At 63.2% G+C, this 15108-nt stretch carries 15 protein-coding genes; 10 read left to right on the plus strand and 5 right to left on the minus strand.

Features of this window, described 5'->3' with window-relative positions:
• The first annotated feature begins 4 nt into the window (after positions 1-4).
• The 9 genes from ACU8HS_RS14665 to ureG all read left to right on the plus strand — a co-directional run bounded on the left by ACU8HS_RS14665 (position 5) and on the right by ureG (position 6849).
• Positions 5-256: a DUF1272 domain-containing protein gene (locus ACU8HS_RS14665; RefSeq protein WP_112562789.1), complete on the plus strand. Its 252-nt coding sequence runs from the start codon at positions 5-7 to the stop codon at positions 254-256.
• A 10-nt stretch (positions 257-266) separates the two neighbouring features.
• Positions 267-572 (plus strand): urease subunit beta, encoded by a 306-nt coding sequence (locus ACU8HS_RS14670; protein ID WP_112562787.1) that lies wholly within the window; start codon positions 267-269, stop codon positions 570-572.
• A gap of 26 nt (positions 573-598) precedes the next feature.
• Positions 599-1009 (plus strand): lysozyme inhibitor LprI family protein, encoded by a 411-nt coding sequence (locus ACU8HS_RS14675; protein WP_112705948.1) that lies wholly within the window; start codon positions 599-601, stop codon positions 1007-1009.
• A gap of 16 nt (positions 1010-1025) precedes the next feature.
• On the plus strand, positions 1026-1664 hold the full coding sequence (locus ACU8HS_RS14680; RefSeq protein WP_112755620.1) for a Urease operon accessory protein: 639 nt from the start codon (positions 1026-1028) through the stop codon (positions 1662-1664).
• Positions 1665-3377, plus strand: a complete 1713-nt coding sequence (gene ureC, locus ACU8HS_RS14685) for an urease subunit alpha (protein WP_447014622.1) — start codon at positions 1665-1667, stop codon at positions 3375-3377. It begins immediately after the preceding gene.
• A gap of 561 nt (positions 3378-3938) precedes the next feature.
• On the plus strand, positions 3939-4802 hold the full coding sequence (locus tag ACU8HS_RS14690) for a GGDEF domain-containing protein (RefSeq protein ID WP_112755591.1): 864 nt from the start codon (positions 3939-3941) through the stop codon (positions 4800-4802).
• 97 nt (positions 4803-4899) lie between these two features.
• A complete protein-coding gene (locus tag ACU8HS_RS14695) occupies positions 4900-5472 on the plus strand; it encodes an urease accessory protein UreE (protein WP_112755593.1) in 573 nt (190 codons plus the stop codon).
• 6 nt (positions 5473-5478) lie between these two features.
• Positions 5479-6150 carry an urease accessory protein UreF gene (locus tag ACU8HS_RS14700; protein ID WP_112755595.1) on the plus strand — a complete coding sequence of 224 codons (672 nt, stop codon included), beginning with the start codon at positions 5479-5481 and terminating at the stop codon, positions 6148-6150.
• Positions 6151-6237: 87 nt separating this feature from the next.
• Positions 6238-6849 (plus strand): urease accessory protein UreG, encoded by a 612-nt coding sequence (ureG, locus tag ACU8HS_RS14705; protein ID WP_112562775.1) that lies wholly within the window; start codon positions 6238-6240, stop codon positions 6847-6849.
• 41 nt (positions 6850-6890) lie between these two features.
• On the opposite strand, the gene ACU8HS_RS14710 is transcribed toward ureG, so the two are convergent.
• Together ACU8HS_RS14710 and ACU8HS_RS14715 are read right to left on the minus strand one after the other, a co-directional pair.
• A complete protein-coding gene (locus ACU8HS_RS14710) occupies positions 6891-7577 on the minus strand; it encodes a Crp/Fnr family transcriptional regulator (RefSeq protein ID WP_112562773.1) in 687 nt (228 codons plus the stop codon).
• A gap of 110 nt (positions 7578-7687) precedes the next feature.
• A complete protein-coding gene (locus ACU8HS_RS14715; RefSeq protein ID WP_447014623.1) occupies positions 7688-7885 on the minus strand; it encodes a hypothetical protein in 198 nt (65 codons plus the stop codon).
• A 155-nt stretch (positions 7886-8040) separates the two neighbouring features.
• Between ACU8HS_RS14715 and ACU8HS_RS14720 the strand changes: the two genes are divergently transcribed.
• Entirely contained in the window at positions 8041-9102 is a 1062-nt protein-coding gene (locus ACU8HS_RS14720) for a LacI family DNA-binding transcriptional regulator (RefSeq protein ID WP_447014624.1), read from the plus strand.
• Positions 9103-9159: 57 nt separating this feature from the next.
• Here the strand turns inward: ACU8HS_RS14720 and ACU8HS_RS14725 are convergent, their stop codons facing one another.
• The 3 genes from ACU8HS_RS14725 to ACU8HS_RS14735 all read right to left on the minus strand — a co-directional run bounded on the left by ACU8HS_RS14725 (position 9160) and on the right by ACU8HS_RS14735 (position 15086).
• A complete protein-coding gene (locus tag ACU8HS_RS14725) occupies positions 9160-12480 on the minus strand; it encodes an efflux RND transporter permease subunit (protein WP_112562767.1) in 3321 nt (1106 codons plus the stop codon).
• A gap of 14 nt (positions 12481-12494) precedes the next feature.
• On the minus strand, positions 12495-13697 hold the full coding sequence (locus ACU8HS_RS14730; protein ID WP_112705939.1) for an efflux RND transporter periplasmic adaptor subunit: 1203 nt from the start codon (positions 13695-13697) through the stop codon (positions 12495-12497).
• Between the two features lie 417 nt (positions 13698-14114).
• Positions 14115-15086: an ABC transporter substrate-binding protein gene (locus ACU8HS_RS14735; RefSeq protein ID WP_447014625.1), complete on the minus strand. Its 972-nt coding sequence runs from the start codon at positions 15084-15086 to the stop codon at positions 14115-14117.
• Positions 15087-15108 lie beyond the last annotated feature (22 nt).

Here is a 15108-nt window from a genome sequence, read left to right on the forward strand (position 1 = left end):
AGCCATGCTGGAGCTTCGGCCCAATTGCGAATGCTGCGACAAGGACCTGCCGCCCGACAGCGCGGAGGCGATGATCTGCACTTTCGAATGCACCTTCTGCGCGGATTGCGTCGCCGACGTGCTGAACGGCGTGTGCCCCAATTGCGGCGGCAATTTCGCCGCCCGGCCGATCCGGCCCGCATCGAAGCTTGCGAAATATCCGGCTTCCACGAAGCGCGTACTGAAGGCCGAGGGCTGCGCGCCCAAGGCGGCTTAAGGAGACACAGATGATCCCTGGCGAAATCATTGCCGCCGACGGCGAGATCGAACTCAATGCCGGAGCGCCGACCGTGACGCTCGAGGTTTCCAATACCGGCGACCGCCCCGTGCAGGTCGGCAGCCACTATCATTTTGCCGAGACCAATGCCGGCCTGTCCTTCGATCGCGAGAGGGCGCACGGGATGCGGCTCGACATTCCCGCCGGCACGGCCGTGCGTTTCGAGCCGGGCCAGACCCGCTCGGTGACGCTGATACCGCTCTCCGGCAAGCGCGAAGTCTACGGCTTCCGCCAGCTGGTGATGGGCCGGCTCTAATCAAAAGAAAATAACGGAGGAAATACATGCGCTTGAAGATCGGGCTCATCGGGGCGGCGCTGATGCTGCTTGTCTCCGGTGCCGCTCATGCCAAGGACGTGGATTGCGCCAATGCGCAGACGCAGGCCGATATGACGAGTTGCGCGCAGGCGCGCTATGACGCGGCCGACAAGGCGCTCAATGCCCAGTACAAGCTGACGCGCGCCGCCATGGTGGCGATCGACAAGGATCTCGACGGCGACATGAAGGGCGCCGAGCAGGCACTGCTCAAGGCGCAGCGTGCCTGGATCAGCTATCGCGACGCCCAGTGCGAAAATTCCGGCTTTCAGGCCCGCGGCGGCACGATGGAGCCGATGCTGGTGGCGGGCTGCCTTGCCGACCTGACCGATCTCAGGACCAGGGAACTCAAAGCACTCGCCGACGGGATGGGCCGGTAAGGTGGGCAGGACAATCATCATCGTAGGCAACGGAGACGTGGCGGAAGGCGGGGCTGAGATCATCGACGCTGCCGACTTCGTCATCCGCTTCAACGAATGCCGCTCTTACGGCGCCGGTGGCACGCGCACCGACGTGGTTGCCGTGTGCAATACCGGCCGTCCCGCCAAGGCCATGCTCGGTTCCGAGAGCTGGCGCGTCCATCCGGGTATCGTCGAAGCCGCGGAAATCTGGAGCGTGCGCGATCCGGAAAAATTCGCGGCCATGCGCGCACCGCTTGCCGTATCGCATCCGGAACTCGACGATTTCTGCGATGACTATACGAGCCGATTCAACGACTTCTGCGTGCAGGCTGGCAAGATACATCGGATCGTTGAGAAACAGATTCATGAGGCCGTGGACCGGGCGCTTTCGGCCTTCTCGCCGGCGCCTTATGTCGTGCCGAGCAGCGGCATGATCGTGATCGGCGACGTGCTCGACAGGTTTCCCGACGACGAGGTGACGCTGGCAGGCTTCGGCCATGTGGGCTGGGAATGGCACCCCTTTGCCGCCGAAAAGCAGCTCGTCGATTCCTATATCGCCGCCGGCCGTCTGAGGCGGCTTGCCGGAAAACCGCCCGGAAAACCGCTTGTCTCTTCCTCGCAAGGAGCCCGATAGATGCCCTACAAGATCTCCCGCGCCGCTTATGCCGGCATGTTCGGTCCGACCACCGGCGACAAGGTGCGCCTTGCCGATACGGAGCTTTTCATCGAGATCGAAAAGGATTTCACCACCTATGGCGAAGAGGTGAAGTTCGGCGGCGGGAAGGTCATCCGCGACGGCATGGGCCAGAGCCAGGTGACGCGGGCTGGCGGCGCTGTCGATACCGTCATCACCAATGCGGTGATCGTCGACCATACCGGCATCTACAAGGCCGATATCGGGTTGAAGGACGGGCGCATCGCGGCGATCGGCAAGGCCGGCAATCCGGACATGCAGCCGGGTGTCAACATCATCGTCGGTCCGGGCACGGAAGCGATTGCCGGCGAGGGCAAGATCGTGACGGCCGGCGGCATGGACAGCCATATCCATTTCATCGCCCCGCAGCAGATCGAGGAAGCGCTGATGAGCGGGCTGACCTGCATGCTCGGCGGCGGCACCGGGCCGGCGCACGGCACGCTCGCGACCACCTGCACGCCCGGCCCCTGGCATATCGCCCGCATGATCGAGGCTGCCGATGCCTTCCCGATGAACCTTGCCTTTGCCGGCAAGGGCAATGCCTCGCTGCCCGGCGCATTGCAGGAAATGGTGCTGGCCGGTGCGACCTCGCTGAAGCTGCACGAGGACTGGGGCACGACGCCCGGCGCCATCGACTGCTGCCTGTCGGTTGCCGACGAGTACGACGTGCAGGTGATGATCCATACGGATACGCTGAACGAAAGCGGCTTCGTGGAAGACACGATCGGCGCCATCAAGGGCCGCACCATCCATGCCTTCCATACGGAAGGTGCGGGCGGCGGCCATGCGCCTGATATCATCAAGATCTGTGGCCAGCCGAACGTCATTCCGTCCTCCACCAATCCGACCCGGCCCTATACGGTCAATACGATTGCCGAGCACCTGGACATGCTGATGGTCTGCCATCACCTGTCGCCGTCGATCCCCGAAGACATTGCCTTTGCCGAGAGCCGTATCCGCAAGGAGACGATCGCGGCGGAAGACATCCTGCACGATATCGGCGCCTTCTCGATCATCTCCTCGGACAGCCAGGCCATGGGCCGTGTCGGCGAAGTGCTGATCCGAACATGGCAGACGGCCGACAAGATGAAGCGCCAGCGCGGACGCCTGAAAGAGGAGAAGGGCGACAACGACAATTTCCGTGTCCGCCGTTATGTCGCCAAATACACGATCAATCCGGCGATCGCCCACGGCCTGTCGCATGAGATCGGCTCGATCGAAGTCGGCAAGCGCGCCGACCTGGTGCTGTGGAACCCGGCCTTCTTCGGCGTGAAGCCGGATATGGTGCTGCTCGGCGGCTCGATTGCGGCGGCGCCGATGGGCGATCCGAACGCCTCGATCCCCACGCCGCAGCCGGTGCATTACCGGCCGATGTTTGCCTCCTTCGGCAAGAGCCTGACGAATTCCTCCGTCACCTTCGTCTCGCAGGCGTCGCTCGATGCCGGCATCAAGGGCCGCCTCGGCGTCGCCAAGGATCTCGTTGCGGTGAAGAACACGCGCGGCGGCATCTCCAAGGCGTCGATGGTCCACAACGACCTGACGCCGGAGATCGAGGTCGATCCGGAAACCTATGAAGTGCGGGCGAACGGCGAGCTTTTGACCTGCGAGCCGGCGACGGTGCTGCCGATGGCGCAGCGCTATTTCCTGTTCTGAGGGCGTCTTGCCTGCCGGCGGATCGAAGGCGCCGCGATGGCCGGTACGGGCGATCGCGCTGCTTGCGGCCGCATTGTGCAAAGCGGCCTGCAAACCGGATTCCGGAACCGGATGCCGCAGACGGCGGTGCTTTCAGCTATCCTCTATAAGCGAAGTATAACTGCTCGTGCGCAACCATGGCGTCGGGAACAGGATCGCTTATTTTGCCGTTTCGGCCCTTGTCTTTCTGAGGGGTTGCTGACCATTGTTCCTCTTAAAGTGAATTCTGAACATCACTCTCTGACTGGTTGTGGAAATCAGTGGATGGACTGTGGTTTTTCAGCCATAGACCATTCTGGAACAGGCACCCGGTGCTTCCTATAAATTCTGTTTAAGGTCAAAAGCTTAGATATGTTTCCCATCGTGGTGATTCCTGTCCCGAAAAGTTGCACTTCCTGCTAGAAAAAGCAGATGCGTGGAATCCCCTGAAATCACTCGAATTTTAGTGATCGGATTAAGACCCCCGCAGCAATTGCGATCTTATCAATGCCCTGGAACCGCTGGGCAGGAAGGTCGATTCTCATGGAAAACTGGATATCGCTTCAGGCTGAGCTCGGCAGTTTCGAGCATCGCAGGACAGTTTATACTTTCGCGCTGAAGATGAGTTTTCTGGCGGTCATTCTCTCCGGATTCATCATCCTGATAACCTTGCCGCCGCTCGACTTCATCGGAATGCTGCCGATCACGCTCGGGCAGGCCATGGTCTTTGCCATCATCCTTTCCTGGCTCATCGGCGGAATGGTGTCCGGCGTGCTGTCGCTCGTGGCCGGTTTCGCCATTCATGACCTGACCGTATCGCGCGCCGAATTCGAAAAGCTCAGCCGCACCGATACGCTTTCCGGGCTTTTGAACCGGCGCGCTTTCACCGATGCCCTGGAGAAAGTGGAAGGGGATGCCTGTCTCGCCATTTTCGACGTCGACCGTTTCAAGGCGATCAACGACCGTTTCGGCCACGGCTGCGGCGATGCCGTCATCACCGCCGTCTCGGCCATGCTTGCGGATGCTTTCGATGGGGCCTCGGTCGTGGCGCGGCTCGGCGGCGAGGAGTTTGGCGTGATCGTGCAGGGCGGCACGCCGCAGGAGCGGGTGGCGCGCATCGAAGCGGTGCGGGCACAGATCGCCGCGCGGCCGATTCCGGCGGATGGGCACGAGGTCACCATCACCATCTCGGGCGGCATTGCCGATCTGCACGAGGGGCGCGACAAGGAGGCGGTCTATGCCTGCGCGGACAAGGCGCTCTATCTTGCCAAGGCGCTCGGCCGCAACCGCGTCGTCCACGAGCGCGAGGGGCTCAACCACGCCTGGCACGGGCTCGTGGAAAACGGTCTCGGCGTCCAGGGCGTCGCGCCTGACGAGGCGGAACTGCTGCAGGCGTCGGGAATCTAGAGCCGTTTGCGGACGGGGCGTTTACGAAACGTGCATTGGTGCTTGCATCGCAAAGGGCTATTTTGCATGGTCTAGGTCCCAGATTAACGGATATGTCATGCAGCGCGTCACCTCCTATCTCCCCGCCGGCACCCCTTCCTCTCACCCGACCGCACAGGTCAAGCTGCCGCACGATCTGCGGCACCTGCGCCGCAAGCTCCTGCATCTGGAGAACGGCGAGATGGTGATGCTCGATCTCAAGGAGCCGGTGCTGTTCGCCAATGGCGACATGCTGGTGCGCGAGGATGGCGAGCTGATCGAGATCCTCGCTGCCGACGAGAAGCTGTTCGAAATTCGCGGCCGCGACCGGGCGCATCTGATCGAACTCGCCTGGCATCTCGGCAACCGCCATCTTTCGGCGCAGATCGAGGAGGATCGCATCCTGATCCTGCGCGATCACGTCATCCGCACCATGCTGCAGGGTCTGGGCGCAATGGTGCTCGATATCAACGAGCCCTTCCAGCCGGCGCGCGGCGCCTATCATGCCCACGGCGGACATTCGCACGGGCACGACCATCACGACCACGGCCATGACCACGATCACGAGCATCATGATCATGACCACGATCATGATCATGACCACGGGCACGGGCATGACCACCACCACGGTCATCAGCACAAGCACGATTGACGGCTGATGGCTGGAGACAGTGAGCTGCAGGCTCTGCTGCGCCTGACGGCATGGCTTTCGCCGGCCTTTCCCGTCGGCTCCTTTGCCTATTCCGGCGGGCTGGAGCGGGCCGTGGCGGACGGGCTCGTTGGCGATGCCGGTATGCTGCGGCACTGGCTGGAGACGCTGATCGGCAAAGGCTCCGTCTGGAACGACGCCGTGCTGCTGGCGGCCAGTCATCGCGATCACGGTGACGCCGCCCGCCTTGCCGAGCTTGCGGAACTGGCCGCGGCACTTGCCGGCTCGCGCGAGCGCCATCAGGAGACGATGCTGCTCGGCGAAGCCTTCCTGACGGCCGCGCAGGCCTGGACGGACGACGTCTTCGGCCGATTGCCGAAAAAGGCTGCCTATCCGGTCGCCGTCGGCGCCGTGACGGGGGCGCATGCGATCGGGCGCGAAAAGGCGCTTGCCGCCTTTCTTCACGCCTATCTCTCCCAGGCCGTCTCCGCCGGCATCCGGCTCGGCGTGGCAGGGCAGAAGGATGGCGTTGCCATCCTTGCCGGGCTGGAGGCGCGGGTGATCGATATTGCCGCGCGCGCTGCCGGTTCCAGCCTCGACGATCTCGGCTCGGCAACGGTTCAGGCCGATATTGCCGGGCTTCGCCACGAAACGCAGCAGACGCGGCTGTTCCGCTCCTGAGCGGGACTTATGCGCATATCTGCGTCATTTGCCGGTGGCGGGAAAGCAGCGCTTCGCTATCATCTGGCTTCGATTGGAGTAAGGCACATGAAATCAAGAAACGGACCCCTGCGCGTCGGCATCGGCGGGCCGGTCGGCTCGGGCAAGACGGCGCTGACCGAAAAGCTCTGCAAGGCGATGCGCGACGACTATTCCGTGGCCGTCGTGACCAACGACATCTATACGACCGAGGATGCCGAAGCGCTGGTGCGCATGCAGGCGCTGCCGTCCGATCGCATCGTCGGGGTCGAGACCGGCGGTTGCCCGCATACGGCCATCCGCGAGGATGCGACGATCAACCTGCAGGCCATTGCCAATCTCAACGAGCGTATTCCCGATCTCGACGTCGTTTTCATCGAATCCGGCGGCGACAATCTGGCGGCCACCTTCTCGCCCGACCTTGCCGATATCACCATCTACGTGATCTCCGTCTGCCAGGGCGAGGAAATCCCGCGCAAGGGCGGGCCGGGCATCACGCGCTCGGACCTGCTCGTCATCAACAAGAAGGATCTGGCGCCTTACGTCGGGGCCGACCTCGAGGTGATGGACCGGGATGCCGCCCGCATGCGGGCGAGCCGCCCTTTCGTCTTTTCCGACATGAAGCGGGGCGACGGCATCGGCTCGATCGTCGATTTCCTGCGCGTGCAGGGCGGCCTTTAGGGCATCCGTGAGGATGCTCCCTCTGCTCAAGCTGCCGACGCTCAGATGCGTTTGAGCATGTTGACGTCGCTGATGGCGATGAAGCGGCCGCGCACGGTCACGCCGGCCGCTTTCAGCGTCGAGAAGGCGCGCGACAGTGCCTCCGGCGCCAGACCCAGCTTGCGGGCGAGCAGGTTTTTCGGGAAGGGCAGCCGTAGCGATGCCGTTGTTGCGCCGTCCTCCACGCAATTTGCGAGCAGATAGTGTGCCACGCGCTGCGGCGCCGTCTGCATCCGGTCGTTGGCGAGGCACTCCATCGCCGACAGCAGATGCAGCGACAGGCTGCGCATGATCGCGGTGCCGATCTGCGGATGTTCGGCCAGGAGGGCGCGCACCTTGCCGATATGGAAACGGGCAAGCACGGTGTTGTCCATCGACTGGGCGCCGTAGCGATAGGTGCCGCCGGCCTGGATCAGGCATTCGGCGAAACTGTCGCCCGGCTCGCAGATGCGGATATCCGCCTCGCGACCTTCGCCGTTCAGGCGAAAGAGCCGGACATAGCCCTCCAGCACGCTGTAGAAATAAACGCCAGGCTCGCCCTCCTGAAAGAGAATGTCGTGTGAAGCAGACGTGATCACGGTGGAGCAGGCGCGCAGCGCCTCCGCTTCCACGCTCTCCAGGTCTGCAAGTATTCCGGCTCTGGAAAGCAGCGCGCGTTCGCGGCTGCCTTGCATCAGCATCCTGTTCATGTTGCGCCTCCGGCAGCGGTCAAGGCCGCCAATGTCCCCCTTGATGATGCAAGGATAGGGGAAGCGAGACGCGGGGGAGTTGATTTTGATCAAACGCTTTCGCGGCGCGTTTATCGAAAGCGGCGATCGACCGGGATGGTGAAGGACCAGGCGTTCGGGAGCTTGCGGCCGGCGATAAACCTGCGCATGAAGGGCAGCAGGACGAACAGGCGCTTGCCGCTTTCGGGCTGTTCGACAGGCTGGCCATCGCGCGGGTTGCCCCAGCGGTCTTCATAGAGATCCTTGAAAAGCGAGCTGACCGGGATCATGGCTTCGTCTCCACAATATTGAATCGATTCAAAATCTCGACGGAGATATTGAACCGATTCAATCCTGCGCCTCCTGCCGGACGCTGTCAAGTTTATTTTGAACCGATACAATCCTTTGCTAGAGTGAACCGAACTCGGAACTGCAAGGAGCGGCATTGGGAAAAGGACATGTGAGGCTGGCCGATGTCGCCAAGGCGGCAGGCGTATCGCAGGGGACGGCATCGAATGTTTTCAGCCGCCCCGAAGTGGTCCGGGAGGAAGTGCGCGAGCGGGTGCTGAATGTCGCCCGCGAGCTCGGTTACGGCGGACCCGACGTCAAGGGCAGGCTGCTGAGGGCAGGGCGGGTGAACGCGATCGGCGTGGCCGCCGTCGAGCCGCTCACCTATTTCTTCGACGATCCCTGGGCGCGGTCGCTGATGACGGCGATCGGCGAGGTCTGCGACGCCAGCGGCACGGGCATTGCCGTCGTCTCGGCGATGAACGAGGAACGGCTTGCCTGGAACATCAACAGCGCGCTCGTCGACGGCTTCATTCTGCTGTGCGTGGAAGGCGGCGAGAGGCTCGTGGAACTCACCCGTCAGCGGCAGCTGCCGTTCATCGCGCTGGCGCTCGGCATCGAGGACGAGACCATCCCGGCAATCGGCATCGACAATGTAGCGGGCGGGGCGGCGGCAGCGCGGCATCTTCTGGAACTCGGGCACCGGAATATCGCGATCCTGTCGATCGGCGATGTCGACGGCCTGGTCGGCCGGGTGGCGCCCGAGCGGGTCGATCCGGAAATGGAAGCGACCCCGCGCGACCGCATGCACGGCTATTGGCAGGCCCTGGCGGAATACGGCATCGCGCGCGACGCCGTTCCGATCCAGGGGACCCTGCATGACAGGCCGAGCACGCTGGCGGCGATGGAGGCGCTGTTTTCCGCCGGCAATCCGCCGACGGCAATTCTGGCGATGTCGGACAAGGTTGCGCTCCATGCCATGCAGTGGCTGGCTGAGCGGGGGCTGAAGGTCCCCGAGGACGTATCCGTCGTCGGCTTCGACGGCGTGCCGGAAGCCGCCACCTCGCTGCCGCGCCTGACCACGGTGGCGCAACCCTTTGCCGAAATCGCACGGCGTTCGGTAACGGCGATCCTCGAAAATGCGCTGCCGCAAAACCACGAGGCGCTCGATCTGGAACTTGTCGTGAGAGACAGCACTGCGGCGCCAAGGCCGCGATAGGTTCGCAAAACAAAAAGGCCGGGTCGATGCCCGGCCTCTCGTCTTATGATTGCCGTCTCATTCGGCCGCGAAGGGCGGCAGCCGCAGCACGTTGGTGTCGCTGCCGGTCTTGCGCTTGCTTTCCGGCTTCTCGATCGCGGCCAGGCGCTCTTCCAGGGCATCGATCGTGCTCTGGCTCGTCTTGAGCTCGCGGGTGAGCTCCTCGCGCGACATGGCGAGCTCCTCCTCTTCCTTCTTGCCGACGAGGCGGCCGAAGAGCCAGCCGAGCAGACGGGAGAGGTCGTCCATGATCAGGAAGAAGGAGGGCACGACGACCAGCGACAGCACGGTCGAGACGATAATGCCGCCGATGACGGCAATCGCCATCGGTGCGCGGAAGGAGCCGCCTTCGCCGACGCCGAGCGCAGACGGCAGCATGCCCGCCGACATGGCGATCGAGGTCATGATGATCGGGCGGGCGCGCTTGCGGCCGGCTTCCACCATGGCATGAACGCGTTCCAGTCCGTGGCGCTTCATCTCGATGGCGAAATCCACCAGCAGGATGGCGTTCTTGGTGACGATGCCCATCAGCATCAGGATGCCGATCAGCACCGGCATGGACAGCGCGTTCTGGGTGATGATCAGCGCTGCCGCCACGCCGCCGATCGCAAGCGGCAGGGAGAACAGGATGGTGAAGGGCTGGATCACGTCCTTGAAGAGCAGGATCAGCACGACCAGAACCAGCAGCAGGCCCATCAGCATGGCGTTGCCGAAGCTGCCGACCAGTTCGGCCTGGACCTTGGCGTCGCCGCTTTCGGCCAGATGCACGGTCTTGGGCAGTTCCGTCTCCGCCACGATGCGCTTGAACTCGCCCGACGCCGTATCGAGCGCGGTACCGAAGGGCACGTCGGAACCGATGGCGACGACGCGGTTGCGGTTGTTGCGCTTGATCGAGCTCGGACCTTCCGAATAATCGACATCCGCGACGCTGTAGAGCGGTACGGAGGCGCCGGTCGAGGTCTTGATCTTCAGCGCCCGGATGGAGGCCAGATCGCGGCGGACATCGAGCGAGGCCTGGACGCGGATCGGGATCTGCCGGTCGTCGAGCGAGATCTTGGCAAGGTTGGCGTCGATATCGCCGATCGTGGCGACGCGCACCGTCTCGGAGATCTGCTGCGGCGTGATGCCGAGGCGGGAAGCTTCGGCCATGCGCGGGCGGATCTGCAGTTCCGGCCGGGGCAGGGCGCCTTCCGAGGAGACGTTGGCAAGGATCGGCGAAGCGCGCAGCTTGGATTCGAGCAGGCTGACCGCATCGTTCAGGTCCTGCTCGTTGGTCGAGAGGAAGTTGAAGGACAGGTCGCGTTCGGCGCGGTCGTTGACCTTGGAGATGCGGGCGTCCGGAATGGAGCGCACGGCGGCGAAGATATCCTTCTCCACATCCCACTGCGGACGCGTGCGGCCGTGCTCCTCCATCTTCGGCACATATTGGCCGATGACCGGCAGCCCGCCGAGGCCCTTGTTGACGAGGGTCTTGACCAGCGAATGGTCGATATTGCCGAGGATGACGCGCACGGTGGCGCGGCGTAGCTCCAGATCGCCCTTCGGCGAAGCGCCGCCGAGGATGAAGACGCTTTCGACGCCGTCGATGCCGCGCACCGCGTCATAGATCTTGTCGGTCGTGGCGGCGGTTTCGTCGAGCGTCGCGTTCGGCGGCAGTTCGACGGAGAGAACGACGCGCGAGGAATCGTCCGGCGGCATGAAGCTGCCCGGCACCTGGCTCAGAAGCATCATCGAGCCGACCAGGAAGCCGATGGCGGCAAGCAGCGTCGTGTAGCGCCAGTACCATTTGCGGGTCGTGCCGGTGACAAGGCGCGTATAGGCCTTCATCAGCAGGCCGTCATTGTCCTGATGGTCTTCCATGCCGTCTTCGGCGCGCATCAGGTAGGCCGCCATCAGCGGCGTGACGAGACGCGCCACCATGAGCGAGAAGAAGACGGAGAAGGCGACGGTCAGGCCGAACTGGATGAAGTACTGGCCGGCGATGCCCGGCATGAAGGAAACCGGCACGAAGACGGCGATGATGGTGAAGCTGGTGGCGATAACGGCAAGGCCGATTTCGTCGGCAGCTTCGAGTGCTGCCCGATAGGGCGTCTTGCCCATCTTGATGTGGCGGGCGATGTTTTCGATCTCGACGATCGCGTCATCGACCAGAATGCCGGTCGCCAGCGTCAGCGCCAGGAAGCTCACGAGGTTCAGCGAGAAGCCCATGAGGTCCATGATCCAGAAGGTCGGGATCGCAGACAGCGGCAGTGCGACGGCGGCAATCAGCGTCGCGCGCCAGTTGCGCAGGAAGAGGAAGACCACGATGACGGCAAGGATCGAGCCTTCCACCAGCGTGTGCAGCGCCGCCTCGTAGTTGCCGTAGGTGAAGTAGACGGAATCGTCCACCATCTGGATGGCGACAGTCGGATTGGCCTTGCGCACCTCGTCGAGGCTCGCGGCCACGGTTTCGGCAACCGAGACTTCGCTGGCGCCCTTGGCGCGGAAGACGGCGAAGGTGACGGAGGGCGTGCCGTTGAAGCGCGAGAAGGACTTCGGCTCTTCATAGGTATCGGTGATCGTGCCGAGTTCGGAGAGCTTGACGAAACGGCCGTTCGGCAGGGCGATCGAGGTGTCGGTCAGCTGGGCGACGCTGCGGGCGTCGCCCAGCGTGCGGATCGTCTGCTCGTTGCCGGCCACCTGGCCGCGGCCGGAACCGAGGTCCACGTTCGTGCCGCGCAGCTGCTGGTTCACGTCGGCGGCGTTGATGCCGTAGGCGTTCAGCTTGTCCTGATTGAGCGAGACGCGGATTTCGCGGTCGGAGCCGCCGTAGCGGTCGATACGGCCGATACCCGGCTGGCCCTGCAGGGCGCGCTTGATCGTGTCGTCCACGAACCAGGAGAGCTCTTCGAGCGTCATGTTCGGGGAGGAGACGGCGAAGGTCTGGATCGCCTGTCCTTCGACATCGACCTTGGAGACGATCGGCTCCTCGATGCCGGCAGGCAGGTCGGAGCGGATCTTGTCGATCGCGTCCTTGGTGTCCTGCACGGCCTCTGCCGTCGGCTTTTCGATGCGGAAGACGACGACGGTCTGCGACTGGCCATCGGTCACGGTCGACTGGATTTCATCGATGCCGCTGATCGAGGCAACGGCATCCTCGACTTCCTTCGTCACCTGCATTTCGAGCTCGGAGGGCGAGGCGCCGCTCTGGGTCACGGTGATGGAGACGACGGGAACGTCGATGTTCGGAAAACGGGTGATCGGCAGCGCGTAGAAGGCTTGGATGCCGACAAAGAGCAGCAACGCGAAGCCGAGCAGCGGTGCGATCGGATTGCGGATCGACCAGGCGGAGAAGTTCATGGAGCTAACCTCAGTCAGTTCGATGCGGCGGATTCTTCCGCCACCGGAGCGATCTTGTCGCCGTCACGCACGAAGGCGCCGGCCTTGGCTACGACCACGTCACCAGCCTTCAGGCCGCTGGTGATTTCCACAAAACCGCTATCCTGAATGCCGGTTCCAATATCCACCTGCTTGACGACGTTATTCTCCACCTTGCGGGTGAAGGAGCCGTTGCGGCTGGTGTTGACGGCTGAAAGCGGCAGGGCGAGCGCCCTGGTTTCGGCGATGATGATCTCGGCGCTGCCGTACATGCCGGCGCGGGCACCGCTTTCATCGTCGATGGCAATGTGAACGGAGCCGAGGCGGGTCGTCTGATCGACGATCGGGGCGACGAGGCGAACCTTGCCTTCGATCTTGCTGTTGCCGCCGGCCACGGTCACGATCGCCTTCTGGCCGACCTTGATCTTCTGGATGTCGGTTTCGGAGAGATCGGCAACCAGTTCGATCGCGCCGTCCTTGATGACGGTGAAGAGCGGATCGGCGTTGCCGGCGGCAATCGCGCCGATCTTGGCGTTCTTGGCCGAAACCACGCCGGCGACCGGGGTCTTCACATCCGTGCGGGCAAGCTTCAGGTCGGCATCGGCGATCTGGCTGTCGACGACCTTGAGATCGGCTTCGGCCACTTCGATCGCCTGTTCGGCGGAACTGACGCGGGCGTTCGCCGCGGCGGCCGTCGCATCGGCCTGTTCGACCGTTGCGGTGGAAACCGTGCCCTTCTTGCCCATTTCCTGGGCGCGGGCCTGCTGCTGGCGCGCCTGTTCGGCATTGGCCTGCGCTTCGGCGAGCTGGGCGCGCAGCTGCGCAAGGGTCGCTTCGCCCTTGGCCTTGGTCGCCATCATCTGGCTCTTCTCCAGAACCAGGGCGTCGTCGTTCAGGGTCGCAAGCGTGCTGTCGGCGGTGACTTCATCGCCGACATCGACATTCAGGGCGCGGATCGACAGACCGTCCACCTGGGGCTGGATATAGACTTCCTCGATCGGCCGGACCGTGCCCGTGCCGATGACGCGGTCGACCAGCGCGCGCTCGCTCGCCTTGGTGACGACGATTGCCGGCAGGTTCTGCGGAGCCTGGGCCTGCGGCTGGCTGGCCTTGGGTTCCTGGGCGAATACGGCGGCGGCCGCAAAAGCGGCGACAAGGAAAGTGGAGGCGCGTAGTAATGCGTGCGGCTTCAGTGCCATGCGTCGTCGTCCAATCTCTTGACGGGATCGGCCTCACTCACGGGTCCTCGAACAGGCTCGCGGTCGGGCGAATGCCGTCTTCCAAATCTCAGAGGTATTTACCCGCATCCCATTTGCCGGAACCTATCGTCCCTGATCCGGCAAATCCGGCTAGTACGTGGTATCGATTTGCTCCACATGCAAGCCCGGCAGAAAATAATTCCCCATGAGACAATATTAATCACCATTGCGGGGCTCATCAATCACCTCAGGGTTATGTGAACATGACGATGATTGATCGGCTCCCCGATGCTTTGACGTTTGAGGCCCGACAAATGCGACAGGTGCGGGCGATTTTTTCCATCCGGCGCAAAAAACGCGCGGGAAAAGCTCCCGCGCGTCCTGTCCTGCCGGCGGCAGGCCGTTACTTGGCCGCCGCTACTTGGCTGCCGCGTCGGTGATCTCGTGGGTCCAGGCGCCCGACGGCTCCTTGTTGATGATCTTCTGGTCGAGCAGGGCCTTGGCCGTGCGGTCGTAGAGCGTCGTGTCGAGCTTGCCGGTGCCGTCGCCGATCAGCTTGGCGACTTCGCCCATCATGCGCTTCTGGTGGTTCTCGTCCTGGCCGCCGGCATCGACGACGATCTCGGCCGCGTCGTCCGGGTTTTCCATGGCGTATTTCCAGCCCTTCATGGAGGCGCGCACGAACTTCACCATCTTTTCCTTGAAGGCCGGGTCCTTGAGCTTGTCTTCCATCGCATAGAGGCCGTCTTCGAGCAGGTCGTTGCCCATGGCGGTATAGTTGAAGACGGTGAGGTCTTCCGGCTTCAGGCCGGCATCGATCGCCTGCCAGTATTCGTTATAGGTCATGACCGAGATGCAGTCGGCCTGCTTCTGCAGCAGCGGCTGCACGTCGAAGCTCTGCTTCAGCACGGTCACGCCGTCAGGGCCGCCGTCGGTCTTCAGGCCGAGCTTGTTCATCCAGGCGAAGAACGGGTACTCGTTGCCGAAGAACCAGACGCCGAGCGTGTGGCCCTTGAAATCGGCCTCGGTCTTGACCGGTCCGTCCTTGCGGCAGATCATTTCCATGCCGGATTTCTGGTAGGGCTGGGCGATGTTGACGAGCGGAACGCCCTTTTCGCGGGCAACGAGCGCGCCGCCCATCCAGTCGACGATCACATCGGCGCCGCCGCCGGCGATCACCTGTTCGGGCGCGATATCGGGGCCGCCGGGCTTGATATCCACGTCGAGGCCTTCCTCTTCGTAATAGCCCTTTTCCTTGGCGACGTAATAGCCGGCGAACTGAGACTGCGTGACCCATTTCAGCTGCAGCGTGACCTTGTCGGCGGCCATCGCCTGGGCTGCGGCAAGCGACATGGCGCTCGCCATCATTGCAACCATCAACTTTTTCATTTTCTTTTTCCCTCTGAAGTTA

This window comes from Rhizobium sp. KDH_Rht_773_N, assembly GCF_052946295.1.